The sequence below is a fragment of the Streptomyces sp. NBC_00647 genome, assembly GCF_045207245.1.
Taxonomy (GTDB): Bacteria; Actinomycetota; Actinomycetes; order Streptomycetales; family Streptomycetaceae; genus Streptomyces.
Window position 1 is genome coordinate 9,227,069 of record NZ_CP109040.1, and the last position, 26,157, is coordinate 9,253,225.

20 protein-coding genes and 1 pseudogene are annotated in these 26,157 nt (G+C 72.1%); 7 read left to right on the top strand and 14 right to left on the bottom strand.

Annotation, left to right across the window (positions count from 1 at the left end):
- Positions 1 to 267 precede the first annotated feature (267 nt).
- Positions 268 to 741: a hypothetical protein gene (locus tag OG788_RS40530; protein ID WP_406375918.1), complete on the bottom strand. Its 474-nt coding sequence runs from the start codon at positions 739 to 741 to the stop codon at positions 268 to 270.
- A gap of 174 nt (positions 742 to 915) precedes the next feature.
- Between OG788_RS40530 and sthA the strand changes: the two genes are divergently transcribed.
- Positions 916 to 2,319 carry a Si-specific NAD(P)(+) transhydrogenase gene (sthA, locus tag OG788_RS40535; protein WP_356758782.1) on the top strand — a complete coding sequence of 468 codons (1,404 nt, stop codon included), beginning with the start codon at positions 916 to 918 and terminating at the stop codon, positions 2,317 to 2,319.
- 115 nt (positions 2,320 to 2,434) lie between these two features.
- On the opposite strand, the gene OG788_RS40540 is transcribed toward sthA, so the two are convergent.
- Together OG788_RS40540 and OG788_RS40545 are read right to left on the bottom strand one after the other, a co-directional pair.
- Entirely contained in the window at positions 2,435 to 3,937 is a 1,503-nt protein-coding gene (locus OG788_RS40540; RefSeq protein ID WP_406375919.1) for a metallophosphoesterase family protein, read from the bottom strand.
- Positions 3,938 to 3,959: 22 nt separating this feature from the next.
- Positions 3,960 to 4,979: an LLM class flavin-dependent oxidoreductase gene (locus tag OG788_RS40545; RefSeq protein WP_406375920.1), complete on the bottom strand. Its 1,020-nt coding sequence runs from the start codon at positions 4,977 to 4,979 to the stop codon at positions 3,960 to 3,962.
- Between the two features lie 600 nt (positions 4,980 to 5,579).
- On the opposite strand from OG788_RS40545, the gene OG788_RS40550 reads away from it, so the two are divergent.
- The 3 genes from OG788_RS40550 (at position 5,580) to OG788_RS40560 (ending at position 8,926) form a co-directional block, all read left to right on the top strand.
- A complete protein-coding gene (locus OG788_RS40550) occupies positions 5,580 to 6,524 on the top strand; it encodes an NADP-dependent oxidoreductase (protein WP_406375921.1) in 945 nt (314 codons plus the stop codon).
- Positions 6,525 to 6,701: 177 nt separating this feature from the next.
- A complete protein-coding gene (locus OG788_RS40555) occupies positions 6,702 to 7,559 on the top strand; it encodes an AAA family ATPase (RefSeq protein WP_406376978.1) in 858 nt (285 codons plus the stop codon).
- The gene (locus OG788_RS40560; RefSeq protein ID WP_406375922.1) at positions 7,559 to 8,926 is read left to right on the top strand and encodes a VWA domain-containing protein; all 1,368 of its coding nucleotides are present in this window, start codon (positions 7,559 to 7,561) and stop codon (positions 8,924 to 8,926) included. Before OG788_RS40555 ends, OG788_RS40560 begins: the two co-directional genes overlap by 1 nt.
- 31 nt (positions 8,927 to 8,957) lie before the next feature.
- On the opposite strand, the gene OG788_RS40565 is transcribed toward OG788_RS40560, so the two are convergent.
- From OG788_RS40565 to OG788_RS40610, 10 genes and pseudogenes are all read right to left on the bottom strand, one after another.
- The gene (locus OG788_RS40565; RefSeq protein WP_406375923.1) at positions 8,958 to 9,929 is read right to left on the bottom strand and encodes an alpha/beta hydrolase; all 972 of its coding nucleotides are present in this window, start codon (positions 9,927 to 9,929) and stop codon (positions 8,958 to 8,960) included.
- A 265-nt stretch (positions 9,930 to 10,194) separates the two neighbouring features.
- Complete coding sequence (locus OG788_RS40570; RefSeq protein ID WP_406375924.1) at positions 10,195 to 12,057, bottom strand: M1 family aminopeptidase; 1,863 nt, start codon at positions 12,055 to 12,057, stop codon at positions 10,195 to 10,197.
- A 226-nt stretch (positions 12,058 to 12,283) separates the two neighbouring features.
- A complete protein-coding gene (locus tag OG788_RS40575; RefSeq protein ID WP_406375925.1) occupies positions 12,284 to 12,946 on the bottom strand; it encodes a spherulation-specific family 4 protein in 663 nt (220 codons plus the stop codon).
- On the bottom strand, positions 12,943 to 13,872 hold the full coding sequence (locus OG788_RS40580; RefSeq protein WP_406375926.1) for an NAD-dependent epimerase/dehydratase family protein: 930 nt from the start codon (positions 13,870 to 13,872) through the stop codon (positions 12,943 to 12,945). The genes OG788_RS40575 and OG788_RS40580 overlap by 4 nt, the downstream gene beginning before the upstream one ends.
- A gap of 7 nt (positions 13,873 to 13,879) precedes the next feature.
- Positions 13,880 to 14,593 (bottom strand): NDP-sugar synthase, encoded by a 714-nt coding sequence (locus tag OG788_RS40585; RefSeq protein WP_406375927.1) that lies wholly within the window; start codon positions 14,591 to 14,593, stop codon positions 13,880 to 13,882.
- Positions 14,594 to 14,626: 33 nt separating this feature from the next.
- Positions 14,627 to 15,628, bottom strand: coding sequence for a GDP-mannose 4,6-dehydratase (locus OG788_RS40590; RefSeq protein WP_406375928.1), 1,002 nt, complete (start codon positions 15,626 to 15,628; stop codon positions 14,627 to 14,629).
- Between the two features lie 136 nt (positions 15,629 to 15,764).
- On the bottom strand, positions 15,765 to 17,141 hold the full coding sequence (locus OG788_RS40595) for a hypothetical protein (protein ID WP_406375929.1): 1,377 nt from the start codon (positions 17,139 to 17,141) through the stop codon (positions 15,765 to 15,767).
- The gene (gene pelF / locus OG788_RS40600; protein ID WP_406375930.1) at positions 17,138 to 18,676 is read right to left on the bottom strand and encodes a GT4 family glycosyltransferase PelF; all 1,539 of its coding nucleotides are present in this window, start codon (positions 18,674 to 18,676) and stop codon (positions 17,138 to 17,140) included. Before pelF ends, OG788_RS40595 begins: the two co-directional genes overlap by 4 nt.
- Positions 18,677 to 18,815: 139 nt before the next feature.
- Positions 18,816 to 19,217, bottom strand: a pseudogene (locus tag OG788_RS40605) (hypothetical protein); the annotation flags it as partial.
- 1,128 nt (positions 19,218 to 20,345) lie between these two features.
- Positions 20,346 to 20,717: a hypothetical protein gene (locus OG788_RS40610; protein ID WP_406375931.1), complete on the bottom strand. Its 372-nt coding sequence runs from the start codon at positions 20,715 to 20,717 to the stop codon at positions 20,346 to 20,348.
- A 268-nt stretch (positions 20,718 to 20,985) separates the two neighbouring features.
- Here OG788_RS40610 and OG788_RS40615 point away from each other — a divergent pair, with 268 nt between their 5' ends.
- From OG788_RS40615 to OG788_RS40625, 3 genes are all read left to right on the top strand, one after another.
- Positions 20,986 to 21,333 carry a PRC-barrel domain containing protein gene (locus OG788_RS40615; protein WP_351555429.1) on the top strand — a complete coding sequence of 116 codons (348 nt, stop codon included), beginning with the start codon at positions 20,986 to 20,988 and terminating at the stop codon, positions 21,331 to 21,333.
- 470 nt (positions 21,334 to 21,803) lie between these two features.
- Complete coding sequence (locus tag OG788_RS40620; RefSeq protein WP_406375932.1) at positions 21,804 to 23,045, top strand: NAD(P)/FAD-dependent oxidoreductase; 1,242 nt, start codon at positions 21,804 to 21,806, stop codon at positions 23,043 to 23,045.
- A gap of 161 nt (positions 23,046 to 23,206) precedes the next feature.
- Positions 23,207 to 23,632 carry an ATP-binding protein gene (locus OG788_RS40625; RefSeq protein WP_406375933.1) on the top strand — a complete coding sequence of 142 codons (426 nt, stop codon included), beginning with the start codon at positions 23,207 to 23,209 and terminating at the stop codon, positions 23,630 to 23,632.
- 22 nt (positions 23,633 to 23,654) lie between these two features.
- Here OG788_RS40625 and OG788_RS40630 read toward each other — a convergent pair whose 3' ends face one another.
- Complete coding sequence (locus OG788_RS40630) at positions 23,655 to 25,997, bottom strand: SpoIIE family protein phosphatase (RefSeq protein WP_406375935.1); 2,343 nt, start codon at positions 25,995 to 25,997, stop codon at positions 23,655 to 23,657.
- Positions 25,998 to 26,157: the final 160 nt, after the last annotated feature.

The following is a 26,157-nucleotide window of genomic DNA, read 5'->3' on the forward strand; positions in this document are numbered from 1 at the left end:
GCCGCGGAGTTTCCGGTCCCCGGACGTTCTCCATCGCCCCGCTGAGGGGCCAACAGCTACCCGTCCGGCTGCCGTTGACGCCCGCCGTCCTTCCCGGGCACCGCGGGACCAAACCGGCACAAGGCGGGCGGTCGTCGCGTGTGCCGGGAGGTGCCGCATCCCGGCACCCGCTTCGCGGGCGCGTGTTGCCGGAGCACCGGCCGCCGCCCCGCGTCGGTGGCGGCCCACGGGTGCCGATCCACGGCGCCGGCCGGACCGACGGTGGCCTCACGTGGCCGAGGGACCGTCGCCGCGCTCGGCCTGCCGGGCGATGGACGCGAGCAGACGGCGCATGCCCCGCGCGTGCCCGCCCGTTCCCACGACGAGCCGACGGTAGGCGCCGCCCGCCGCGCCGGGGAAGGCCGCCCGGCTCTCGGCCCGCAACCGCGACCGGTCCGGGCCGACCCGCTCGACGCGGAAGATCAGGGCGTACGACGAGAAGCGGTGGCGGCCCCGCAGGACGAGCTCGCTCCCCGGGACGGCGGCGGTCACCCGGAACCCCGGGACCGTGGAGCCCTCGGCGAAGGGGCGGGGCCCCGACACCGTGCGGTCGGCGCACCCGACCAGCCTCGCGTACCCGGACGCGCCGGGCCGTGCGGCGGAGCGGTCGAGGACCTCGCCCAGGCCGCGCCAGAGGTCGTCGGTTCCCGCCGCGACGACGGTGGTGTGCTCATCGAGGTACGGCAATGCGTCGATCTCCACAGAGGCCTCCAAGAGGCGGGTTCCGGGCTTTTGGAAACCATCATGGCGCGGTCGCACGGCGTCCGGCTCGGGGGGTCGGTGGTGGCGCCGGGAGCCGTCGCGCCGTCCGTGCTCCGCCGACTGGTCACCCGTTCACCCTTTCGGGGAGAGGCCTCGGGCTGACAGACTCCGGAGGTGCGCGACTTCGACATGCTCGTCATCGGATCCGGCCCGGGCGGCCAGAAGGCCGCCATCGCCGCGGCCAAGCTCGGCCGTCGGGTCGCCGTCATCGACCGCCCCGACATGGTCGGCGGGGTCTCCATCCACACCGGAACCATCCCCTCCAAGACGCTGCGGGAAGCGGTCCTGTATCTCAGCGGCCTCAGCCAGCGGGATCTGTACGGCCAGAGCTACCGCCTGAAGGAGGACATCACCGTCGCCGATCTGACCGCGCGCACCGAGCACGTGGTCAGTCGCGAGGTCGACGTCATCCGCAGTCAGCTCTCGCGCAACCACGTGTCCCTGTTCGCCGGCACCGGCCGCTTCGTCGACGACCACACCGTCGCCCTCGTCGAAGTGAACGGCAACGAGAGGCTGTTGAGCGCCGAACACATCGTCATCGCCACGGGCACACGTCCGGCGCGGCCCGAAACCGTCGAGTTCGACGGGCGGACGATCATGGACTCGGACAACGTCCTGAACCTCGAGCAGGTGCCGCGCTCCATGGTCATCGTCGGCGCCGGGGTGATCGGCATGGAGTACGCCTCCATGTTCGCCGCCCTCGGCTCCAAGATCACCGTGGTCGAGAAGCGCGCCGGGATGCTCGACTTCTGCGACGTCGAGGTGATCGAGTCACTGAAGTACCACCTGCGGGATCTTGCCGTCACCTTCCGGTTCGGCGAGACCGTAGCCGCCGTCGAGCGCCACCCCCGGGGCACGCTCACGATTCTGGAGAGCGGCAAGAAGATCCCCGCCGACGCGGTCATGTACTCGGCGGGCCGACAGGGCCTCACCGACGAACTCGACCTCGACAAGGCGGGGTTGTCCGCCGACCGGCGCGGCCGGATCACGGTCGACGAGCACTACCGCACCGAAGTGCCGCACATCTACGCCGTCGGCGACGTCATCGGCTTCCCGGCACTCGCGGCGACCTCGATGGAACAGGGCCGTACGGCGGCGTACCACGCCTTCGGAGAACCGGTGAACCGGATGCACGACCTGCAGCCCATCGGCATCTACACCATCCCGGAGATCAGCTTCATCGGCCGGACCGAGGATCAGCTCACCGAGGAATGCGTGCCGTTCGAGGTGGGCATATCCCGCTACCGCGAACTGGCCCGGGGTCAGATCATCGGCGACTCGCACGGCATGCTGAAACTGCTGGTCTCGCCCGACGACCGTAAACTCCTCGGCGTCCACTGCTTCGGCACCGGCGCGACGGAACTCATCCATATCGGCCAGTCCGTCATGGGCTGCGGCGGCACGGTCGACTACCTGGTCGACGCCGTCTTCAACTACCCGACCCTCGCCGAGTCCTACAAGGTCGCCGCCCTGGACGCGACCAACAAGATCCGGCAGATCGACCGCCTGCGGGACTGATCACCGCGAGGACGCTCCCGGCCGGGCGGGGACGGCAGGCCCGACGGCGCCCCCGCCCCGCACGGGCCAACAGGCCCCCGGGCACCGCCGTCGGGCGGCGCCCCGAGCAGCCGCGTCAGGACAGCGGAATGGTCACCTCGTCCTCGACGGGCGGATCGATCTCGTGGTCGAGGGTGCCGGTCGCCGAGTGGCAGCGCAGATGCACCGAGGACGGGGTGACGTCCAGGCGCAGGAAGCACTTGAAGAACGGCGGACTGTACGTCGCCGAGCCGGGCGAGAAGAGCTGGGTGTACGCCTTGCGGACCGGGAGCCGCAGCCGCGAGGTCCGGTCGGGGCGGCCGCCGGCGCCCAGCAGACCGGCGACCAGACGCATGCGCAGGGTGACGCGAACGGGCGTGCCCTGGGCACGCGTCGGCGGGATGCCGAGCCGCCGGGCGATCACCGCCGTGGCCTCGGCCTCGGTGAGCGTGAAGAAGCGCCGCATCCGCAGCCGGCGCCCGTAGAGCCTGCTGTAGAACGCCAGGGAGTCCCCGCGCAGCGGATAACAGCGGAAGTCCTCCTCGGCGACCTGGGCGACACGGACCCGGGGGATGGTGTGGGTGGCGTGCATGAACGCCCCGCCGCCACCGGCGACGACGTACTGGATCGTGCGACCGCCGTCCACCCGTACCGGATAGCGCTGGTAGTTGTGGATGTCGCCCCCGATCGCGGCGACATAGCGATGACCGGGGTCCCGCACGATGTCGTCGACCGTGCCGCCGCCCTCGATGGCGCACGGGTGGTGCTCGCCGTCCACGTACAGTGGGGAGCCGGTGATCAGGATCTTGGGCGTGTTCCCCTGGGAGACCTCGCGCAGCCAGCGCCCCTGCGCGGCGTCGATGGTCCCGAGCAGGCCGGTGTCGATGCCGATGATCCGCACCGGTCCGGCGTCGATCGCCCAGTACGGGCCCGGCTGGACGGCCTGTTGGGACGGCGCCGAACGCAACTCCCTCGCCTCGGCCAGCCGTTGCTCGTCCGCCGCGCCCGGCCTGTGCCACAGCAGCGACCGCAGCCAGGCCCGCGTCGGGCGGCGCGGGGCCGCCTCCGGTGCCAGCGCCGGCGCCTCGCAGAACACACGCATGAAGCCGTGCAGGTCCTCGTACCAGTCGTGGTTGCCGGGTATGGCATAAATGGGGGCGCGGTAGTCCCGGTAGGGGCGGAAGAACTTGCTGCCGTAGTCGTCCGTGCCGCCGACCGGATAGATCACATCACTGGCGAGGACGGCGAATTCCGTTCCCTGACTCACCTTCAGAAACCCGGGCACCACGGCGTATTGCGGATCGTCCCCCTCGCCCGTGTCCCCGATGACCATGAAGGAGAAGCGGTCCGCGTCCGTACGCCGGATCACCGCGTCGGCGGGCGCCCCGGCAGCAGCCCGCTGCTCCACCCAGCGGGCCCGGGTGCGGCCCGTGGGATCCCCGAACCACGACGCCAGCACGCCGTTGCGCGCGGGCCACAGGGTCCTGGGGTCGAGCCACGAGAGCTTCTCGACCCGGGACGGCATCAGCCGCTTGTACTCCCCGGGTCGGTGATCGCCCCAGCCGGCGCCCTCGGCGGTGTCGCGTGAAGAGTGAGCCATCGGTGCACCGTAACAACGCTCTTCAGACTGCCGGTCGCCACCCCAGCGCCGGGCCCAGCTTCGTGGCGATGTCGGTGAGGATCTGGACGTAGTCCTCGTGGCCGAAGGTGAACGGCAGGGCGAACGCCACCTCGTCGATCTCCCTGAACGCGGCCTGCTCGTAGAGCTGTTCGGCGATGCGGTCGGAGCTGCCGACGAGGTCCGGCGCGAACATCAGACGCGCGGGCCCCTGCGGTGTCGCCGTGCGCGGCAGCCGTCCCCGGGCGTACGCCTCGTACTTCGCGCGCTGCGCGGGCGAGGCACTGTCGGTGGGGATCACGACGAGTCCCTGCGAGACGCGGGCGCGGTCGCCGTCAGGGTGCCGGGCGCGGAAGGCCCGTACATGGGAGAGCTGGATCTCGGCGAAGTCCTCCGACTCCTCGGCCTTCACGACGCTGCTGGTCAGGAAGTTCATTCCGTGCTCGCCCGCCCAGCGCGCCGACCGCAGGCTGCCGCCGCCGTACCACATACGGCGGCCCAGGCCGGGGGAGTGCGGCTGCACGCGGTCCGAGAAGACCTCGAAGCCCTCGATCCCGCTGAAGTCGGAGGCGGGCTTGCCGCGCACGAAGTCCAACAGCCTTTCCACGCGTGCGTAACCGAAGTCCTCGGCCTGGGCGGTGTCGGGATAGAGGGCGTGCTTCACCTGCTCGTAGTGCTGGGGCGGGCCGACGCTGACTCCCGGGTTGAGGCGGCCGTTCGCCAGTACGTCGACCGTCGCCAGGTCCTCGGCGAGCCGCAGCGGGTTCTCCCAGCCCACGGGGATGACCGCCGTCCCGAGCTCGATGCGGCGGGTGCGCTGCGAGGCGGCCGCCAGTACGGCGACGGGCGAGGAGATGCCGTACTGGAGATGGCGGTGACGCAGCCACGCGCTGTCGAAGCCCAGCCGCTCGCCCAGCTCGATGATGCCGAGCGTGGACTCGTGCCCGCGCCCGGGGTCGTCCTCGTCGAACAGGCCGATGGTCAGGAACCCCAGCTTCAGCAAGGGGTGTGAGGGCAGCGGCACGGACTCCTCCATCGTTCGCGGCACACTTCGTCGAACACGGGCGCTACCGAAGATTGTCGCAGGCGATCACCGTGGGCCGACGGGGAGGACCGCGCAGGTCACGCGGGCCCGGCGCGGAGCCGCCCGCCGGCGCGCCGGGCCGGACTTCGCGAAGGCACTGCGCGAGACGGGCCGTGCATGGCACCGTGTGCGGAGGGTCTGGCCCGTCGCTCCCCCCGTGGTGACGGGCCAGACCTCCGCGTCGGCCGACGCCTCCCCGAGGCCGGCCGGAGGGGCGCCGGACGGGCGGAGCCTCGACGCCCCCGCAGTCCTTGATGGCACAGGATCCGGCCCGGCCGCCACACCTTTCGACGAGGTTCGAATCGTCCGGCCACGCGGCACGGGTCGCCGCTCCTGCCGGCGTCGACGGCGGCAGGAGCCGAGCCCGGCTGGAACGGAACCTCACCGGTCCCGCTCCCACGTCGACGGCGGCACGAGCCCGGCAGGAAAGCCGTCCGTTCCCGATCTATCGTGAACAACGGCCGGTCCGTGCCGAGCCGGAGGCCCCGACCTTGATCGACTCGACGGCGCCCCTGTGCCGTCCCGAAGAGGAGGAACCGGATGAGCGGCACGATGCACGCGGTGCGCGGCCATCGGCGGGGCGGCCCGGAGGAACTGGTGTACGAGCTCGCGCCGAGGCCGGTTCCCGGCCCGGGTGAGGTCCTGGTCGAGGTGCGCGCGGCGTCGGTCACCACGGGGGAGCTGGGCTGGGACGCGACCTGGACCGACAGCTTCGACGGCAGCGGCGGCCCCCGGCTGCCGATCGTGCCGTCCAAGGAGGTCTCCGGTGTCGTGGCCGAGCTGGGAGAAGGTGTCACGGACTTCGCCCCCGGTGACGAGGTCTACGGACTGATTCCCTTCACCCGGGACGGGGCCGCGGCCGAGTACGTGACCGTTCCCGCGGCGGTGCTCGCCGCGAAGCCGCGCTCGCTCGACCACGAGCGGACGGCGGCGCTTCCCCTCGCGGGCCTGACCGCGTGGCAGGGGCTCGCCGCGCATGCCGGTGTCGCACCGGGACAACGGGTGCTGGTGCACGGCGGGGCGGGTGGCGTGGGCTCCTTCGTGGTCCAGGTCGCGGCCGCGCTCGGAGCCGAGGTGACGGCCACCGCGTCGGCCCGGGACGCGGACTTCGTCCGAGGCCTCGGCGCGGAGACCGTGATCGACTACGCCGGGCGGCGCTTCGAGGACGAGGTGAAGGGCGCGGACGTCGTCTTCGACACGGTCGGCGGGGACACCCTGGACCGGTCCTGGCGGGTGCTGCGTCCGGGCGGTGTGCTGGTCGGGATCGTCGCCCCGCCCGCACCGCCGGCCGGGGTGGACGCCCGCGGCGTGTTCTTCGTCGTGGAGCCCGATCGCGCCGGTCTGGACCAGCTGAGCGCGCTGGTGGAGGCGGGCCGGCTGGTTCCGCAGATCGACCGGGTCGTCCCGCTGGAGAGCGCCCCGGAAGCCTACGCGGCCCTCGAACGCGAACACCGGCGCGGCAAGATCGTGTTGCGCGTCTCCTAGGACGTGTCCGCGGAGTCCCGCCGTCCGCCCGCAGGGCAGGCGGGACCCCGCGGCACGCCCTGGGCACGAAGGCCTCCTGGCGCGCGCGGTCCGTGGGCGTCGTCACACGTGACAGTTAGGGTGAACAAGCGCTTAGATAGTCAGCCCGACCTCGTGCGCGCGCTGGAGGCCCCGTTGCTGTTCACATCCGTCGACGACGTCTCCGCACGCCTCGCCGAGACGGGCTATCTGGCGTCGCCCGCCGTGGCCACGACGGTCTTCCTGGCCGACCGCCTCGGCAAGCCCCTCCTGGTGGAGGGCCCCGCGGGCGTGGGCAAGACCGAACTCGCCAAGGCCGTCGCCCAGGTCGCCGGGGCCCGGCTGGTCCGCCTCCAGTGCTACGAAGGCGTCGACGAGTCACGGGCGTTGTACGAGTGGAACCACGCCAAGCAGCTGCTGCGCATCACCGCGGGCCGTGACGAGACGTGGGACGAGACGCGCACGGACATCTTCAGCGAGGAGTTCCTGCTGGCGCGCCCGCTGCTGACGGCCATCCGCGGCGACGACCCGAAGGTCCTGCTCATCGACGAGACCGACAAGGCCGACGTCGAGGTGGAGGGCCTGCTGCTCGAAGTACTCAGCGACTTCCAGGTCACCGTCCCCGAACTGGGCACGATCGCGGCGACCAGCCGTCCCTTCGTGGTGCTCACCTCGAACGCCAGCCGCGAGCTGTCCGAGGCGCTGCGCCGCCGTTGCCTCTTCCTCCACATCGGCTTCCCGGACGAGGAGTTGGAGCGCCGGATCGTACGGCTGAAGGTGCCCGGACTCGACGAGGCGCTGACGGAGTCCGTGGTACGGGTCGTCGGGGCGCTGCGGGAGATGGACCTGCGGAAGGTGCCGTCCGTCGCCGAGACCATCGACTGGGCGCGGACGCTGCTCGCCCTGGGCGCCGGCACCCTCGACGAGAGCGTCGTACAAGACACCCTCGGCGTGATCCTCAAGCATCAGGACGACGTACTGAAGGCGGCCGCCAAGCTCGACCTGGGCGCCGTGTGATGGCCGCGGTGCCGACGGCCGGAGTCGCGGACCGGCTGACGGGACTGGTGGGCGCGCTGCGCTCGCACGGCGTGCGGATCGGCACCGGTGAGACCGTGGACGCCGCGCAGGCGGTTCAGGCGCTGGGCTTCGCGGACCGTGACCGGCTGCGCGAGGGACTGGCCGCCACCCTGCTCCACAACCCGGGCCAACGACGGGTTTTCGACCCCGTCTTCGACGTGTACTTTCCGCGGGGCGTCGGCGCACCGGACGGTACGGCGCCCGCGGACCGGCACGGTCTGCGGGACCGGCTCGCGGCCGCCCTGGCCGCCGACGACCAGTCCCTCATGGGCCGGTTGGCGATGGAGGCGGTCGACGGCTTCGGTGGCTACGGGGGCACGACGGCGACGGACGGCTGGTCGTCGTACCAGACGCTCGACCGGCTCCGGCCGCAGACGCTGATGGCCCGCGTGCGGGACACGGTCCGCGCCGAGGGCGGCGCGGACGGGTTCACCGACCGGCTGCTGGAGGACGAGATCCGGCGGCGCATCGAGGTGTTCCGCCGGCTGGTGGCGACGGAGGCGCGGCGCCGGATCGCCGAGCGGCGCGATCGTGACGAGATCGCCCGGCGCGCGGTGGCCCCGACCGCCGACCGCGTCGACTTCCTGTTCGCCGGACGGGACCGGCTCGCCGAACTGCGCAAGGCCGTACAGCCGTTGGCGCGCAAGCTGGCCACCCGGCTGGCCGCGCGCCGCCGCCGTGCCAGCCGCGGCAGCATCGATCTGCGGCGCACGCTGCGCGGATCGCTGTCGACGGGCGGGGTGCCGATGCGCCCCGTGCTGCGCAGGCGCCGTCCCGTGCGGCCCGAACTGGTGCTGTTGTGCGATGTGTCGGGGTCGGTGTCGGGATTCTCGGACTTCACCATGCTGCTCGTGCAGGCGCTGCACGACCAGTTCAGCAAGGTGCGGGTGTTCGCCTTCGTCAACCGGGTCGACGAGGTGACCGGGCTGCTCGTGCACGGTGCGGCCGACGCCGAGGGACTGAGCGCCCGGATCCGCTCGGAGGCGACGCTGACGGGCTGGCACGGCAGCAGTGACTACGGCGTCGCGTTCGGCGAGTTCGCGGAGCGGTACACCGGGGCGGTCGGCTCCCGGACGACCGTCTTCGTGCTCGGGGACGCCCGGACGAACATGAGCGATCCGAATCTGCCGGCCGTCCGGCAGCTCACGCGGCAGGCCCGCCGCGCCTACTGGCTGAACCCCGAAGCGCGCTCGCAGTGGGGCACGGGCGACTCCGCGGCCTTCGACTACGCCGAGCTCGTGGAGATGTACGAGTGCCGCAACGTCCAGCAGCTCAGCGCGCTGATCGGCCGTCTCCTGCCCGTCTGAACGCTCACGGAGCGGGGACCGGGCCACACCCTCACGGTGCGAGGAGCCTGCGCAGCCAGGTGACGCGGGCGGCACGGGCGGTCCGCGACAGCGCGGTGTGCGGGGCGAAGGAGTCGAAGCCGTGGAAGCCGCCGGGCCACACGTGCAGCTCGGCCACTCCGCCGGCCTGCCAGATCCGCGAGGCGTAGGCGACGACCTCGTCCCGGAAGGTCTCCGCGGAGCCGACGTCGAGAAAGGCCGGGGGAAGACCGGACAGATCCGCGGCCCGGGCCGGGGCGGCGTACGCGGACACGTCCGGGCCGCCACGGGCGTCGCCCAGCACGGCGGTCCAGGCCGTCTCGTTGGCCGTACGGTCCCAGGCGCCGACGCCCGCCATCTGGTGCGCGGAGGGGGTGTCGTTGCGGTCGTCGAGCATCGGGTACATCAGGACCTGACCGACCGGCCGCGGTCCCTCGCGGTCCCGGGCGAGCAGGGCGAGCGCCGCGGTCAGACCGCCTCCCGCGCTGGCGCCCGCGACGACGATCCGCTCCGGGTCGCCGCCGAACTCCCCGGCGTGCCGCGCCGTCCACAGCAGACCGGCGTAGACGTCCTCCACCCCGGCCGGGTACGGGTGCTCGGGAGCCAGCCGGTATTCCACGGACACCACGACCGCGTCCAGTTCCTTCGCCCATTCCAGGACGACCTCCACTCCGGCCCGGTTGGTACCGAGGATCATGCCGCCGCCGTGGGAGTGGTAGATCACCGGGCGCGGCCCGTCCCGCGGGGGCGCGAGGGGCCTGACGACGAAGAGCGAGATGTCGGGAGCGCCCTCCGGTCCGGGAACCGTCAGGTCCATGGTCTCGAAGGTTCCGCCGTCGGTGAGGTCGTACACGGGTACCGCCAGTTCCGGTCCCGCGCGCAGGGCGGCGATGTCCTCCAGGCTCAGCCCGGACGGCATCGACGGGCCCACCGCGGCGAGGGCGACGCTGAGTTCGGGGTCGAACGGGGGCGGTACCAGCAGCATGACGTCTCCTCGTGCTGAGCCCGGCGGCTCGCTCGACCATGATCGGCGCCGTGTTCCCGGACCGGGAGCCGCCGTGTGGCGGAACCTGCCCCCGACGTGGCGGGGCATGCGTGCCGCGGGGCTTGGCGGGAGGAGAGTGCGGTGTCCAGCGGGGCGGCGGCGCGGTGGGCCGGCCGGGGGCGGTCGGTGGCGCTCGGCCCCGCTCGATCGCGGCGGCTCGCCGCGATGACGCCCGAAGGCGCCACCGCGGCGAGCCGGTGAGCTGTCAGCCGTCGATGCGGTGGGTCGTCCAGAACGACGTCAGGTCCGTGGTCGTGGCGGCCTGGGCGGCCGCCTTGAACTCGGCCGTGGTCGAGACGCCGTACCAGTGCGACGTGGCGTAGTCCTTGAGGAGCTTGGCCATGACGGTGTCGCCGAGCACGCGCCGCAGATCGTGCAAGGCGCACTTGCCGTAGCCGTAGACGACGGTGGAGTAGCGGGACGAGTGTGTGTCCCAGTACGCCATCGAGTTCGTGATCTTCTCCGCGGTCGAGGCCCAGGAGACGCTGCTCCAGCAGCTCGCGCCGGTCTTGCCCTGCGCCAGGTCGGTGGCGTAGTCGGTGAACGACTCGTCGAGCCACGGGCTGGTGTACTCGTCGTCGCCGACGATCCCGTAGAACCACTGGTGGCCGATCTCATGGGTGAGTGCCGTGGTGCTGACCAGGTCGAGGACGAACCCGGGGTACTCCATGCCGCCGAACCAGAAGTTGTTGTCGATCACCGCGTCCAGCTCGCCGTACGGGTACGCGCCGAAGCGTGCGGCGTGCGCGTCCACGGCGGACTTGGCGGTGGTGAGCATCGACTGGGCGTTGGCGGAGCTGATGCCCGAGACGGAGTAGACGTTGATGGGTGTGCCGGCGGTGGAGGTGCCGGAGATCTTGCTGAACGGGCCCGCCGCCCAGGCGAAGTCACGCACCTTGGACGCGGTGGCCGTGGTGACCGTGCGGCCGCTGGAACCGGGGGTGTCGACCGAGGTGCCGGTCGCCGGGACGAGCAGGCTCGTCGGGTGGTCGAGGGTCACCTTGAAGTCGGAGGCCAGGGAGTAGAAGGACTCGCCGTTGTTCGTGTACGGGTCCAGGTGCCAGCCCGCGCCGTCCTTGACCGCGAGCACGGGCAGAGCGTTGCCGATGAAGCTGAACGCCCCGTCGTAGCCGAACCGGTCGGCGCCGCTGGGCACGGCGATGCCGAGGTCGAAGCCGATCGTCGTGCTCTGGCCCTGCGCCAGCGGTGACGCCAGGGTGATCTTGAGGGCCGTGCAGCCCACCGAGAGGGCGCCCAGAGTGCCGCCGGTGACGTTGCTGACGGTGATGGGCATCGCGGAGCAGGTGCCGTGGTAGTTGTCCCACAGCCTCAGGTACACCTCGCTGAGCGCGGTGGAGGAGGCGTTGGTGAAGGTCGCGCTCTCGTGACCGGTCCAGACGGTGCCGCTCGTGTTGCTGCTCAGACTGACCGTGTACGCGGGGGCGGCGGGCGTGCGCGTGGAGTCGGCGGGCGGGGCCGTGTCACCGGAGGTGTCGAGGGCGATGTCGTCGAGGACGAAGCTCGTCTGGAGGCTGGAGTCCTCGGTGCCGGTGAAGGCGACCGTCACGGTCTGGCCCGCGAAGGCCGACACGTCGAACGACTTCTGGGCGTACCCGGAGGCTTTGTTGAGGTTCGAGTAGGTCCCCAGCGTCGTGCTGCCGATCTTCGCCGTGAGTTTGTCGTAGGCCGTCGACGAGGTCGTCTCCGCCGTGTCGATGTGCAGCCAGAACGTGAGGGAGGCGCTGCTGCAGCCGGAGGGGATCGTGACGCTCTGCGAGAGCGTGTCGGTGTGGGTGCTGCCGACACCGTTCAGCCAGGCGAAGCTGCTGCCGCCGTGGGCGGTCTGGCCCGAGCGGTTGGTGATCACTGTGGTCGAGGACTGGGTCCAGGGCGAAGTACCGCTCTCGAAGCCGCCGTTGGTGACCACCTGGGCCGGGGTGCAGGCGGCCGCCGCCGCCGGTGCCGTGTGCGGCGCGGCCGCCACGGGGGTAGTGGGGAGCGAGACTGCGGCCAGGGCGGCGACGGCGAGGACGCGCGCCGCGAGGGCCTTGCGGGGGGTCGGTCTCACACGAATCTCCTTTGAGGCGGCCGGGATTCCGGCCTGCTCGGTGGCCGCCCGGACGACTGGGGTGCGCCGGTGGGCGGCCGCGGGCCGCGCGCGGGTGCGCGCGGCCGCTTGGTGAGATTTCCGTGCCGTCGGCCTGGGGTCAGGGCGACGGCAGTCGGAAGCCTGGCAGATTTGACCTAGACATGCCATCAAACCGCTGCAAAGGAGGTCGGGGGCGGGGTGCCGCTCACAACTCCGGTTCGCCGAGGGCGGGCGTCAACCGCGACCAGGGGTTGGGGAGTTCACCCGTCACCGGCCCGGCCACCGCCGCACCGCGCTCACGCGCGGTGCGAACGGCGAGCGGAACGAGCGCCTCGGGGACGCCGTAGACCAGATGACAGAACCGCTCGGGAGGATGCCGCGCCGTCCACTCCGGTCTGCTGAACGCCGACACGTACGTGGACCAGTGGCCCTCGAACGTGACCAGCAGGTCCGCGACACGGGCGTACCCCGGAGCAGGGTGGACGCCCGTGTTCAGCACGACAGGAGCCGCGCCGAGCCGCCGCACGCTCTGCACCAGCCGCTTGCAGGCGGGCAGCGCCGCGGAGGTCGGCGCCACCCGGTCGAGGAAACAGCCCTGCGTCCCGTACCAGTCCCGGTGCCGCAGGACCTCGTCCGCGATGTCGTCCGGATCGCGGGCACCGTAGTCGGTGTCGACATAGCCGAGCAGTCGGGCGCCCGCCGACCGCAGCGCCTCGGCCGCCGCGGTGAACGCCGGGTCCGGGTCCGTGCCCGGTCCGTCGGCCGGGTTGATGACGACCCCGTACGTACGGCCGGCCGACCCGATCAGATCGTGCCAGGCGCCCGGATCCTCGCCGGGATGGACGTACAGCGGAATCAGCAGACTCATGGCGCCCGGTCGCCTTCGAACGGCGGGACGGGAGCCGTCCCCCCGGCCGCGGCCCAGAGCGCGGCCAGGGACTCGTCGAGGGTCAGGGACGGCCGCCAGCCGAGGGCCTGGCCGGCGGCGGTGATGTCGGAGCACTGCCACGACACCTCGCCCGAGCGGGTGGACCCGCCGCCGTTCTCCTCGATCCGCCCCCGGAACCCGGCGACGCGCGCCAGCCCGCCCACCAGGTCGCGCACCGGAACGGCCTTTCCGCCCCCGATGTTGAGGACGCGCGGCAGCGGCACCGGCGCCGTCGCCGCGGACACCGCCGCCCGCGCCACATCGCGTACGTCCACGAAGTCGCGGTACGCCGACAGGTCGCCCAGCCGGATCACCGCGTCCGGGTCCCGGCCGGCCCCGCGGAGCAGTCCCGCGATCCGGCCCGGCAGCCCGGCGGCCGGCGCCCCGGGCCCCACCGGGTTGCCCACCCGCAGCACCACCGCGTCCAGGCCGGAGGTGCTGACGGTGACGGTTCCGGCGAGCTTGGTGGCTCCGTACGGGGTGAGCGGACAGGTGGCCGCCGACTCCGTCACGCCGATGTCCCGGACGCCGGGACCGTACTCGGCGGCCGAGCCCAGATGGACGAGCCGGGCGGCCGGTGCCGCCTCGCGCAGCGCCGCGCAAAGAACGGCGGGGCCACGGGAGTTGACCTCGGCGAGGGTCACGGCGTCACCACCGGTCGCGCCGGCGCAGTTGATCACGGCGTCGGGTGCGGCCGCCGCCAGGGTCGGGACCAGCCGCTCTTTTCGGGCGGTGGCCAGGTCGATGCCGAACTCCGCGGCGGGCGAGCGGCCGCCGCCGAGCACCCGCACGCCCGGAAGGGAGTGCAGGTGCTCGACGACATGGCCGCCCAGATAGCCGGTGAAGCCCAGGACGAGAATGCGCATGCGGTGGTCAGGCTCCCTTGAGCAAAAGCGACTTGCGGGTGGTGAACTCGGCGTTGGCCCGGTCGTAGTCGTCCGGGCGGCCGATGTCGAGCCAGTACCCGTCGAAGTCGTAGGCGTGCGGCTCGTTCCGGATCCGCAGCAGGTCGAGGACCAACTCGTCGAAGCCCAGCGGGAGTCCCGGTGTGTAGCCCTCGAGCGTGGACCGCGACAGACCGTACACGCCCATCGAGACGCGATAGTCCATGCTCGGCTTCTCCGTGAAGGCGACCACCTTGCTGTCGTCGGTCGTCAGCACACCGAAGTCGATGTGCACCTTGCGCGCGTACGTCGCGATGGTCAGCGGGGCGCCCGAACTCCGGTGCCGCACAAGGACATCGGCGAAGTCGAGATCGGTGAGCACATCGCCGTTCATCACGAGGAACGACTCGGGCAGCCGGTCGCGCATGGTCAGCAGCGGGCCCATGGTGCCGAGCGGGCTCTCCTCGGTGGCGTAGTCGACGGCCATGCCCCATTGGGAGCCGTCTCCGACGTAGGCGCGGATGATCTCGCCCAGGTGGCCTATGGCGATGGTGCAGCCGGTGAAACCGGCCGAGGCGAGCTGGCGCAGCACGATCTCCAGAATGGCGTGCTGGTCGCCGATGGGCACGAGCGGCTTGGGCAGCGCGGTGGTGTAGGGCCGCAGCCGGACGCCCTTGCCTCCCGCCAGAATCACTGCGTGCATGAGGCTCCTCCTTCGTGGGACGTGCCGGACGGGTCAGATGTTGTAGATGCCGGTCTTGTAGCGCGCCAGGTTCGCCGGCTCACGGAAGAACTCCACGGTGTGCGCGAGTCCTTGCTCCAGCTCGTGGGCGGGACTCCAGCCCGTCGCCGCGACGAGCCGGCTCGCGTCGGCGACCAGCCGCATCACCTCGGAGTTGGCCGGCCGGATGCGCCCCGCGTCCTCCCGTACGTCCAGGGAGGTGTCCATCACCTTGCCGATCAGCGCCACCAGGTCGCCGACCGAGATCTCCCCGCCCGTACCGGCGTTGAAGGTCCGGCCCACGACCCGCTCCGCGGGCGCCGTGCCCACCGCGAGGAACGCCTGCGCGGTGTCGCGGACGAAGGTGAAGTCGCGGGTGGGCCGCAGATCGCCGAGGGTGATGGTGCGTTCGCCCGCCACCACCTGGCCGATGACGGTGGGGATCACCGCGCGCATCGACTGGCGCGGACCGAAGGTGTTGAACGGCCGGAGCGTCACCACCGGAGTGTCGAAGCTCGCGTGGTAGCTGTCGGCCAGCCGGTCTCCGCCCGCCTTCGAAGCGGCATACGGGGACTGGGTGTTGATCGGGTGGTCCTCGGTGATCGGTACGGTCCGCGCGGTTCCGTAGGTCTCGCTGGTGGAGGTGTGCACGAGCCGGGGCGTGCCGAGGGCGCGCACGGCCTCCAGCACATTGAGGGTGCCGGTGACGTTGGTGTCCACATAGCTGTGGGGCGCCCGGTAGGAGTACGGGATCGCGATGAGCGCGGCCAAGTGGTAGACGCAGTCGGCGTCTTCGACCAGACCGCGGACCGAGCCCGGGTCCCGGACATCGCCGAGGACGATGTCCACGTGGTCCAGGACGTCGGGGGCCAGGGTCTCCAGCCAGCCGTACGAGGAGAAGGAGTTGTACTGCGCCATGGCCCTCACCCGGTGTCCGGAGGCGACCAGCGCCTCGGTGAGGTGGGAGCCGATGAAACCCTCGGCTCCGGTGACGGCGGCGAGCGGTTCGGTGGTCAACTCGTAGGTCCTTCCGGTCGGTTGCTCATGTGATGTGCGTGTGATGCGCGTGGTCGGTTTGGTGCCCGGCCCGGTGCCCGGTGTCCCGTGGCGGTCTTCGGGACGCGGCTCGTCCGGGCGGGCCGCGGACGGCGGTTCAGGCGTGCGGCGCGGGCCGCCCCAGCAGCAGCACGGCGCAGGCCGCGAGACACAGGGCGGCGGTGCCGCAGAAGAGGGACAGCGCGACGGCGCTCGGCGGCGGACGGAGCACGGTGGTCGCGGCGGCCCCGCCGGCCGCCGCCAGACAGATCGCTGCCGGCGCCCAGGCCACCCCGAAGGCCTGGAGCAGCAGAGCGGTCCACAGCGTGGCCGCGAGCAGCAGCAGCGGGGCCGGCTCCGCGCCGGTGAGCAGGGCCGCGGGCAGCAACGGGAGGACGTAGACGAGCAGGCAGAGGCCGAGGATGCCCGCCGAACGCAGCAGGAAGGCGGCCGGAGTCGCGGTCGCCCGCAGCGCCGCCACCGACATCCCGCGATACCGGTACAGCAGCCACTCCGCCGGTCCCATGCTCACGGTCAGCACGATCACGGCGTACGGATGCTGTCGGCCCTCCAGCAGCACCAGCACCCCGGCGGACAGTCCGAACAGGCCGTACGGCAGAGACCGCAGCAGCGACGGACGGGCGCCGTCCGGGACCGGGGCGGCGGCGACGGCGGCCCGCAGCGCCCAGCCGGCCGCGGCGACCGCGCCGAGCACGGACAGCAGCGGCAGGCCGACGCGCAGCACGGTCCCCGGCTCCCACCAGGGAAGCGCCGCCGAGCCGGCGATCAGCGGGGTGAGCGCGGCCAGCAACAGCCGCTCCCCGCCCAGCACCAGCAGCACCCCGGCCGCCGCGAGATACACCGACTGCGCGGCGGCGATCCCGATCGCCGTGCCGGACCCGGCGACCAGCGCCCCGGAGGCCGTCGCGGCGAGCGCGCCGAGCGGTGCCCCCTTGAGCAGGGTCCGGCCCGCCTCGCGGCGGCCCGTGGTCATGCGCAGATGGGCGCGGTGCCCGAGCGCCTGACCCCAGGCCCAGGAGACGAGTCCGGCCAGCACGAGGACGTCGAGATCCCGCCCCGCGTGCCACAGCCGCCCGGCCAGCAGATAGGCGAGGCCCGGCAGGGCGAACAGCGCCCCGCGCAGTCCGCAGCGCACATGGTCCGGACGCCACGGGTCGGCGGCCCGGGCCGGCTCGGGAAAGGTGCGCGGGACCCGCTCGTACAGCGCGGAGGCGAGCGAGAAGAGGTTCGGGTGTCCGTACCGCTCCTGGATGACCTCGGCGGTCAGCCCCTCCGATTCCAGCAGTGCGGCCACCTCGTACGGGTGGACGGCCGGCCCGATGCCGTCCGCCAGCTCGGCGGCGAGCCGGTCGACCGCGTTCTGGTCCGCGCCGTGGCCGCGCGCCGTGAGGGCGGGCGGGCGGTCGCCGGCGAGGCGCAGGGACAGCGTGTCGCCCGCCGCGCCGCCGGGTTCCAGGGCCATCGGTCCGCTCATCCGGCCAGGCTCCTCGGCATCGGCCCGGCCGCCGGGCCGCCCGGTGCCGCGAGCACGGCGTCGGCCGCCTCGAGAACACCCGGGACGGTCCGGCCGAGCGCCGACAGCTCCAGGTAGATGGACCGGAAGGTGTCGACGGTCTGCCGCAGCGTGAACTGCTCGATGACCCGCAGCCGGGCCGCCTCGCCCATCGAGCGACGGCGCCCGCGATCGCCCAGCAGCTCCAGCGCGGCGGCCGCCATGGCCGCCGGATCACGCGGCGGGACGACGAGACCGCTGTCGCCGACGGCCTCGCGCACCCCGCCCACGTCCGTGGACACGGTCGCCCGCCCGCACGACATGGCCTCGATCAGCGTGAACGGGAAGCCCTCGCTGATGCTGGAGAGCATCACGACATTGCCCGCCGCGTAGGCGTCCTTGATGTCGTCCACGCGGCCCTCGAAGGTGGCCGCGTCCCCGTGCCCCAGCTCGGCGGCCAGGGCCTCGCACCGTTCGCGGTAGGCCTCGCCGCCCCGCGGAGTGCCGCCGAACAGCCTGAGCCGTGCTTCCGGGAGCCGTTCCCGGACGAGCGCGAACGCCCGGATCAAGGTCTCCAGGTCCTTGATCGGGTCGACACGGCCGGCCCAGCTGAGGGTCGGCCGCTCGGGCTCGGGGCCCGCGGGCGGGAACGCGGCGGGGTCCACGCCGTTGTAGACGGTGCGGATCGCCTCGGGCGCGGCGCCGCCCTGCTCCTCCCACAGCCGGTTGTAGCGGTTGCCCGGGGTGATCAGGGCGGCGCGCCGGTACGTCTCCTCCGCGAGCAGCCGGAAGAAGCCCAGCACGACGGCCTTCACCGGCCAGCGGTACGGGGCGGTGCGGTAGCCGAGGTAGCGCTCGCGCAGATACACGCCGTGCTCGGTCAACAGCAGGGGGACGCCGTGCCGTTCGAGTGCGGCGAGGCCCGGCAGTACGGCGACGCCGCCGCTGACCGCGTGCGCCACCCCGCGCTCGGGCAGCGGTGCCGCCAGGGGACGCAGCGCGTGCTCCAGCAGAGCGGTCGCGGTGATGGCGTCGTGCAGGGTCGGCCGGGCCTCGCGGACGGCGAGCCCCGGACGGTTCCACACACCGGTCAGGATGCTGATCGCGCGGTCGCCGCGCAGAAAGGCACTCAGCATCCCGTCGGCCGCGGCCTGCGCCATCGCGTACAGGGCGGCGGCGAACCGGTCCTCGGCGCCCGGGTCCACCAGGGCGGTCAGGAACTGTTCGTAGGCGGCGGTGAGTTGGCCGCGGCGACGCCCGCGGGGCGGGCGGCCGTCGGGTGCGGGCCCCCACATGGGGACCGCGACGACGTCCGTGACCTGTGCGGGGATGTCCCACACGATGAGTTCGCGTCCGGTGCCGGTGACGGCGATGACCTCGAAGTCGATGTCGGGCATGCCGTCGACGAGTTGGTCGCACCAGACGCTGACACCGCCGTGACTGTGCGGGTAGGTGCCTTCGGTGAGCAGAGTGACGCGCGTTGAGTTCAGACGTCGCGCGCCGCGGGGAACGTGCATTGATGTGCTCCACGGCCGAGGTGTGGGGTGGTCGAGCCCGTCCGGGCCGCGGTGGTGCGGCCGGGACCTTCGGTCGGTGCGCCGTTCAGTTGTCCGGGGTGTACGGGACCGGCTCGGTGACGCACTGGAGTCCGGCCTAGGGGCGCGCGTACGTGTAGGCGTCGACCTGGGGGATCGCGTAGGTCTGCTCGTACGCCGCGAGGGCCGCCATCTCGGGTGAGTTCGCCGGGAACGGGTTGTCGTCGGGCAGCACGACGGCCTGGTACCTGGCGCGCGATTCGCCGTCCACGGTGTCCGCGGGGAAACCGGCGTCGATCACCGGCCGTCCGGACTGCCGCAGGTCTACCTCGGTGTACGGCGTTTCCGCGGTCGCGAGTTCGGCCGCGATGGCGTCGGTCGTCGCTCCGCCGTCACTCACGATCAGGACCCGCAGATCGATGCGGGGTGTCACGGTGTCCGCGTGTGCCGTGCCCTCCTGCAAGTCGAGCGAGGCGATGAGCGCGCCGACGGTGGGCGCGGTCGTGCCGATGGTCCGCTTCATGCGGTGAAAATCCCTCCCCGGGCAGGGGTGAGTACGGCTCCCGTGGAGCGGACCACCCCCTGACGCGACGCCACTGCCCCCCTCAGACGCGGTCGTCACGCTTGCTTCGCGTCACATAGTGGTGTCTCTGTGTAGCTTTCGTGCGCCTGCTGCGGAACATGACGGAAAAGAGCAGGTATCGAACGGGCGCTGTCCACGTCGCGGCAGAGCCGCGGCGGTCACTGTGGGAAAGCGACCGGTTACCGCACGAAACGCCCCTGTGCTGGCCGAGGTCCGAGAGGGGGCGGGTCTGGAACGCCGACGTCCGCCCCACGGAAGTGCCAGTGGTCCAGACCTCCAAGGATTCTGGGCGGATGATCGGTTTTAGGTCACCTTGATCCGGACCTGTGAAGTGCCTGCGTGCCGACGGGCGGTCGGTCCGCGCGACTCGCGCGGGCCGGGGGCGCCGTCGGGTCGGGCTCGTCCTCGAGGTGCGCAGACCGGGTCAGGCGCGGAGCACGCGGGCCTCGGGGGTGTGCACCGGACCGCCGCTGATGTTCGTGCTGTCCGCGAACTCGGCCAAGCCGGTCTTTTCGGCCGGGTCGGAGCCGTTCTCGGCAGTCCCTTCCCTCCCGCTCGAAACTTCTGCGCATGAACCCGGGGAAGTGCGGGCACAAGGAGTCGCAGACCGCTCGTGGATGCCTCCCCCCGGCACCCCCGAGCTCTCGGCCCCGCCCGTGGTCCCATCCCCCCTGGACCGCGCGGCGGGGCCGCTTCTGTCTCACCGCTTCCCCTTCCCGGGGGAGCGCGTCCGGGCGAGGAGGGAGAACCCGCGATCCGGCGGTGGCCCCGAGCTCTGCCATGAGGGTGACGCCCTGCGCGTGCCGCATGCGATGAGTGCTCGGGGGCGATCCCTGCGGTGAGGGTGACGCCCTGCGAGCGCCGCATGCGATGAGTGCTCGGGAGACGGCGTCGGTGTCGGACCGCGGCGCCCCTGTCCGCAGGGCGGGCCCGCCCCCGCAGTCACTGTCCGACGGGCCGGAAGTCCAGGTCCCGTCCCGTCTGCCTCCGCCGGGAGTGGCAGGCCGGCGTCCGAGTGGCCGGCCCAGCGGCGCCTCGCTGCCTCGGTCGTGCCGGTGGCGTGCCGCGTCAGCCGCGCCGGTCCAGCGAGCGGGCCTCGGCGCGGTGGTCGTAGTACGCCCAGGTGCTCACGGCGATCACGGCGATGAGCCCCGCGGCCACGATCCGCACGACTCCGGACGTCGTCAGGGCGACCAGCGCGATCGCCGCGCCGCCGCCGAACATCAGCACGCGGCTGATGACGTGCTGACCGGACGACTGAGGCTCTTCGCGGTCCTTGAGATCGTGCAGGGCGTCACGGCCCGGATGCCGGGACCCGCGCCGGGCGCGTGCCCGGTACTGGAGCCCGTAGCTGATCAGGCCGTACAGCGCGACCGCTCCCAGCGCCCATGGCCACCCCTCGGCAGCGGCGCTCTCCCCGGATACTCGTGCCAGATGCATGACAACTCTCCTCCCCGCGGCCCGGCCCAAGGGCATCCTGCTTCCCTCGAAACCCGCGACTACGCCCGCCCGTTGAGCGCGGCTGACCTTCGTGACGGGAAATCGAGGATTCTCCGGACAACGGGTGTCAGTGGCAGGGAAAGGGACACCCGGTGACCTCCAGCGGGAAAACACGCTGAGAACACGGTGATCGGAATCCGGTCACCGAAGCGGGCACCCGCAGGCGAGACCGAAGCGAGCGCCCGCAGATGAGTTGGAGGAATTCTTCGTGAACGAGAACCTTTGGGGTTACGGCCCGACCAGCGGTCACACGCCCGACGCCGATCTCACCGGCTACAAGGTGGAGGCGACCGACGGCCACATCGGGAAGGTCGACAAGCACTCCGACGAGGTCGGTTCTCAGTACATCGTCGTCGACACCGGCGTCTGGATCTTCGGCAAGGAGGTCCTGCTGCCCGCCGGAACGATCACGTCGATCAGCCACGAGGACAAGACCGTCCAGGTCGCCCGGTCCAAGGACGAGATCAAGTCGGCGCCGGAATTCGACAAGGAAAAGCATCTCGGAGACCCGCACTACCGCGACCAGCTCGGCGGCCATTACGGCTCCGGCCACTGACGCGACCCGAATCGCCGGTGCCGTCCCTGCTGCGGGCGGCACCGGCGCTTTTCCGTGCGCGGAGCGCCGCGGAGAAACCGCTCGGCACAGCAAAGGGACCCCGGCTGGACGGGGGAGACCAGCCGGGGTCGTTCATGAGGGGTGCGGAGGGTGGTCGCCTCTCGGCGAACGGCTCCGGGGCTTCAGCCGGACGATCGTCCCCCGGGGCCCTGGGTGAGGCCAAGGGACACTGTCCCCTCCGCGCCACACCCTTAAGAACGGGTGACCATGCCGAAAGGTTCCGTCCCGGGACGGAAGCGCCGTGTGACCTGCGGCACTGACCTTCGGCGTGGCCCGCATCCGTCCGGCGGGCCCGACGGGAAGATCGGTTCAGAAGGGCGCGTACGACGGCGCGGGGCCGTCGGCATGTGCCCGGACCGCCCCGCGCCCGCCGGCGTGCGGACGGACCGGCTCCTCGGAGGATGATGCCCATGACCGCGAAGCGCGGTGTGTCCGATGTCCTGGTCGTCGGCGGCGGCCTCGCCGGTCTGGCGTGCGCCCGCGATCTCGCCTTGCGCGGCTTCGGGGTCCGCGTCCTCGAGGCGTCGGACGGAGTGGGCGGCCGGATGCGCTCCGACCGGCACGAGGGGTTCGTCATCGACCGGGGCTTCCAGGTCTTCAACACGTCCTATCCGCAGGTCCGGCAGCGGCTCCCGCTGCGCGACCTGCGGCTGCGACCCTTCACGTCCGGCATCCTCGTCCACACGGAGGACGGGCCGCTGCGCTTCAGCGACCCGACCCGCGGTCCACGGAGGCTGGGCGACCTGCGTCCGGGACGGCTCGCGGGAACCCGCGATCTGATCGCGCTGGCCGCCCTGTCCGGACGGGACATGCTCGCTCCCGCACGATCGCTCAAACGCGGGGAGGACCGCACGACGCGCACCGCGCTGGCCGCGGCCGGATTCTCCGAGGAGTTCGTCGAGCGGTTCTTCCGGCCCTTCCTGTCCGGCGTCTTCCTGGAGGACCGACTGGAGACCTCGAGCCGGGTGTTCCATCTCGTCTGGCGCAGCATGCTGCGTGGCACCCTGTGCCTGCCCGGCGCCGGAATCGGGGCGGTGCCGCGGCTGCTGGCAGAGGCGCTGCCCCCGGACGTCGTCCACCTCGGCCTGCCGGTGCTGCGCCTCACGGACGACGGAGTGGAACTGGACGCCGGAGGCGAACTCGCCGCACGGGCCGTGGTGGTGGCGACGGGGCCGGGCCCCGCCGCTCGTCTGCTGCCCGAGCTGGACCTTCCGGAATACCGCGTCGTGACGACGTACTACCACGCGGCGACCCGTTCCCCGCTGGCCGAAGCCACCCTGATGACGGACACGAGGCGGCGCTTCCTCAACACCTGCGTCCTGAGCCAGGTGGTCCCGGTGTATGCCCCGCCCGGGGCGTCGCTGATCGCCACCTCGGTGCTCGGGCACGACCGGGAGGGCCGGGAGACATGGCTGCGCGACGCGCTCGCCGAGGTGTACGGCACCGACACCGCCGACTGGGACCTGCTGACCGTCCGTACCGTTCCCGACGCCCTGCCCGCGATGCCGCCGCCGCATCCGCTCGGCCGGACCGCCCGGGTGGCCCCGGGCCGCTATGTGTGCGGGGACCACAGGGCCACGGGCTCGGTCCAGGGCGCGCTGGCGTCGGGCGCCCGAGCGGCACGCGAGGTGGCGCGGGACCTGGCCGGGTAGACGCGCCGCGCGCGGGAGTCGAGCGGGCCGTCTCCCCTCCACACACACAGCGGCCGCGGCAAGCCCGCGGGAAACGTCACATCCGCGGGAGCCGCGGCTACGGATCTCCACTGAGGGAACTCAAGGGAAGAACCGCGATGACGAGGATGAAGAGAACGTACATGCAGTGTGTCGTCCCGGCGGCGGGACCACCCGTCCTGCGCGGGCAGCGCAAGGACCTCCGCCGCACGATGACGGAATGGGGCCTGGAGGACGCGTGCGAGGACGTCCTGCTCGTGACCGGTGAGCTGCTCGCCAATGCCTTGGAGCACGGCCGGCCGCCCGTGCGGGTCCTCTTCACCGAGACCCGCACGGACGAGGGCCGGTGCCTGCGGATCGAGGTCACCGACGCCGGGACCGGCCCCGACGTCGGCCTCGTCCGCGCCACCTGGCGGCACCCGTCCTTCTCCCTGGCCGACGGGGGCCGCGGACTCCTGATCGTGGACACCCTCGCCGCGCGCTGGGGGGACGAGCCGACGGCCGAGGGCCACACGATGTGGGCCGACGTGGACTGCGCGGCGGCCGGCGTCCGCGCGGGGGCCGCGTAGGCGGCGGCGATCCGGCACGCCCCTAAGGCAGGGTCTGTTCCGTCCAGATCGTCTTGCCTTCGGCGGAGTAGCGGATGCCCCAGTTGTGGCTCAACTGCGCGCAGATGAACAGGCCGCGTCCGCCTTCGTCGACCGTGCGGGCATGGCGCAGCCGCGGAGCGGCCCCGCCCGCGTCGCTGACCTCGCAGGTGAGCGTGGAGTCCTTGATGAGGCGCAGCCGGATCGGTGGCGCTCCGTGGCGCACGGCGTTGGTCACCAGCTCGCTGACGATCAACTCGGTGGCGAAGGCGGTCTCCTCGTCCACGCCCCACAGCCTCAGTCTGTCCTGAGCGTGGTGCCGTGCGGTCGCGGCCGCCGCCGGCACCGAGTCCAGGGGCCAGGTGGCGACCTGGTCCGGCGGAAAGGCGCGGGTGCGGGCCAGCAGCAGAATGACATCGTGGGTGCCGGACGTGTCGCGCAGCCTGTAGAGGATGTCGTCCCGCACTTCCTGGAGCGGGCGGTCCAGCCGGGTCAGCGGCTCCCGGAGAGGGTCCGTCCGGTGCCCGTCCGCGCTTCCGGAGACCGGGAAGGACGTGGTGCGCAGCGCGAGAACGCTGCCGTCCCGCATGGGGATCGAGGCGGTCGCGAAGGGCGGTCCGTCCCGGTTGCCGAGAAGCGGGCCCGTCGGGAGTTCCGGGACGTGCACGACTCCACCGGGATGAGCGACGACGGGCGCGGGATGACCGGCGGAGGCCATGACGCAGGCCTTCTGGAGAGGGTCGTGGACCGCGTAGACACAGCTGGCGGTGAGCGGCTGCTGGTGCAGCGGATCGCTCGGAGGCAGGGCCGCCCGCTCGTAGGCGAGCCGTACGACCGCGTCGTTGAGGCGCGCGAGCAGTTCGTCGGGTTCCAGGTCGAGCGCGGCGAGCGAATGGATGACCGTCCGGAGCTGGCCCATGGTGGTCGCGGCGTCGATGCCGCTCCCGCTGACCTCCCCGATCGCCAGTGCGGTGCGGGCGCCGGGCAGGCTGAAGGCATCGAACCAGGTACCCGCTCCCGTGTCGGCCGGGACGTGCAACGGCGCGAATTCCATGGCCGTCTGGGAGGGAGGCTCCGGAGGCAGCAGATGGCGTTGCAGCGCCGCCGCGATCGTGTGTTCGTGGGTGTAGCGGCGGGCGTTGTCGAGGCTGAGCGCCGTATGCGTGGCCATTTCCTGGGCGACGTCGAGATCGTCCTCGTCGAAGGCGTCGTTCGGTCGTACGCGATAGAGGCTCAGCAGCCCGAGCACGGCGCCCCGCAGCGCCAACGGGGCGGTGAGCAGCGTGCGGGCGCCGGAGGCGCGGATGGCGCGGGCCCGATCCGGATCGGCGTCGAGCCAGGGGGTGCCGCAGTCCAGGGCGACGGCTCGCGGTGTGAGATCGCTGAGCACCTGTGAGTACGGCGTCGGCGCCGGCAGGGCCCGTACGTCGCCGACCGGATGCGCCTGCGCCAGGCGAGCGGGTCCCCCGTTGCGGAAGGCCGCGCGGCGCAGGGGGATGTCGCGTCGGAGAGGGCTGAGCGGAGGATCCTCACCCCGCACCACCGCGTCGACGACCTCGACCACCGCGATGTCGGCGAATCCGGGCACCAGCGCGTCCACCAGTTCCTGGCAGGTCGTGACGACGTCGAGGTTCCGTCCCACCCGCTCGCGCACCGAACCGAGCGCCGTCTGACGCCGTTCGGCCCTCATGGGCTCGCTGACCTCGGTCATGGAGACGACCAGACCGTGCGTGCTCTTCAGCGGGAACGCCGAGACCGTCGCGAATCGCTCCGGCTGGGACCCGTCCACCGGGTCGAGCCGTACGACGTGGCCGGTGACGGAGGCGCCGTCGGCGAGAACGCTCCGCAGGACGCCTTCGAACTCCTGCGGGCGGGAGGGACGGCACACATCGGTGACCGGGCGGTCGAGGGCCTTGTCCGCCGCGACGTCGCACAACGCGCATGCCGCGTCGTTGACGCTGAGAACGCGCAGCTCGGAGTCCAGGACGAAGAACGCTTCCCGGGTGTTCGCGCGCGGAGCGTCCGACACCGCGGTCCGTGCGCCGACGGGGGCGGCGCTCTCGTCCGCCTCGAAGACGCCCCACGCGACCTCGCCGTCGGAGAGCGGCACCACCTGGACGCGCAGGTCGACCGGGTTTCCGTCGATGTCGCGGATGCCCCGGGGCCCGGATCCGATCCCGGTTTCCGCAGCGTCGCCGGGGTCCCCCGTGCTCGGCATGACCATGCTCAGGGCCGCACTTCCCACGGCCTCGGACTCCGAGCGCAGCCAGAGTTCCCGCGCTCTGCCGCTCCACCGAACGACGACACCCGAACGGTCCACGACCATCAGCGGAGTACCACCACTCACCGGACATCACCTCTGCTGTGCGTCCGGCTGGGCACCCCCGCGTCATGGGACGACTTCGACGGCTGAATCTCACCGGAGGAGGTCAGATAGTGCATCACGTGCTTTTTTGGTCCACTAAACGCTGATTTTACTAATGTAGGACCTCACCGAAGGCGGTGCG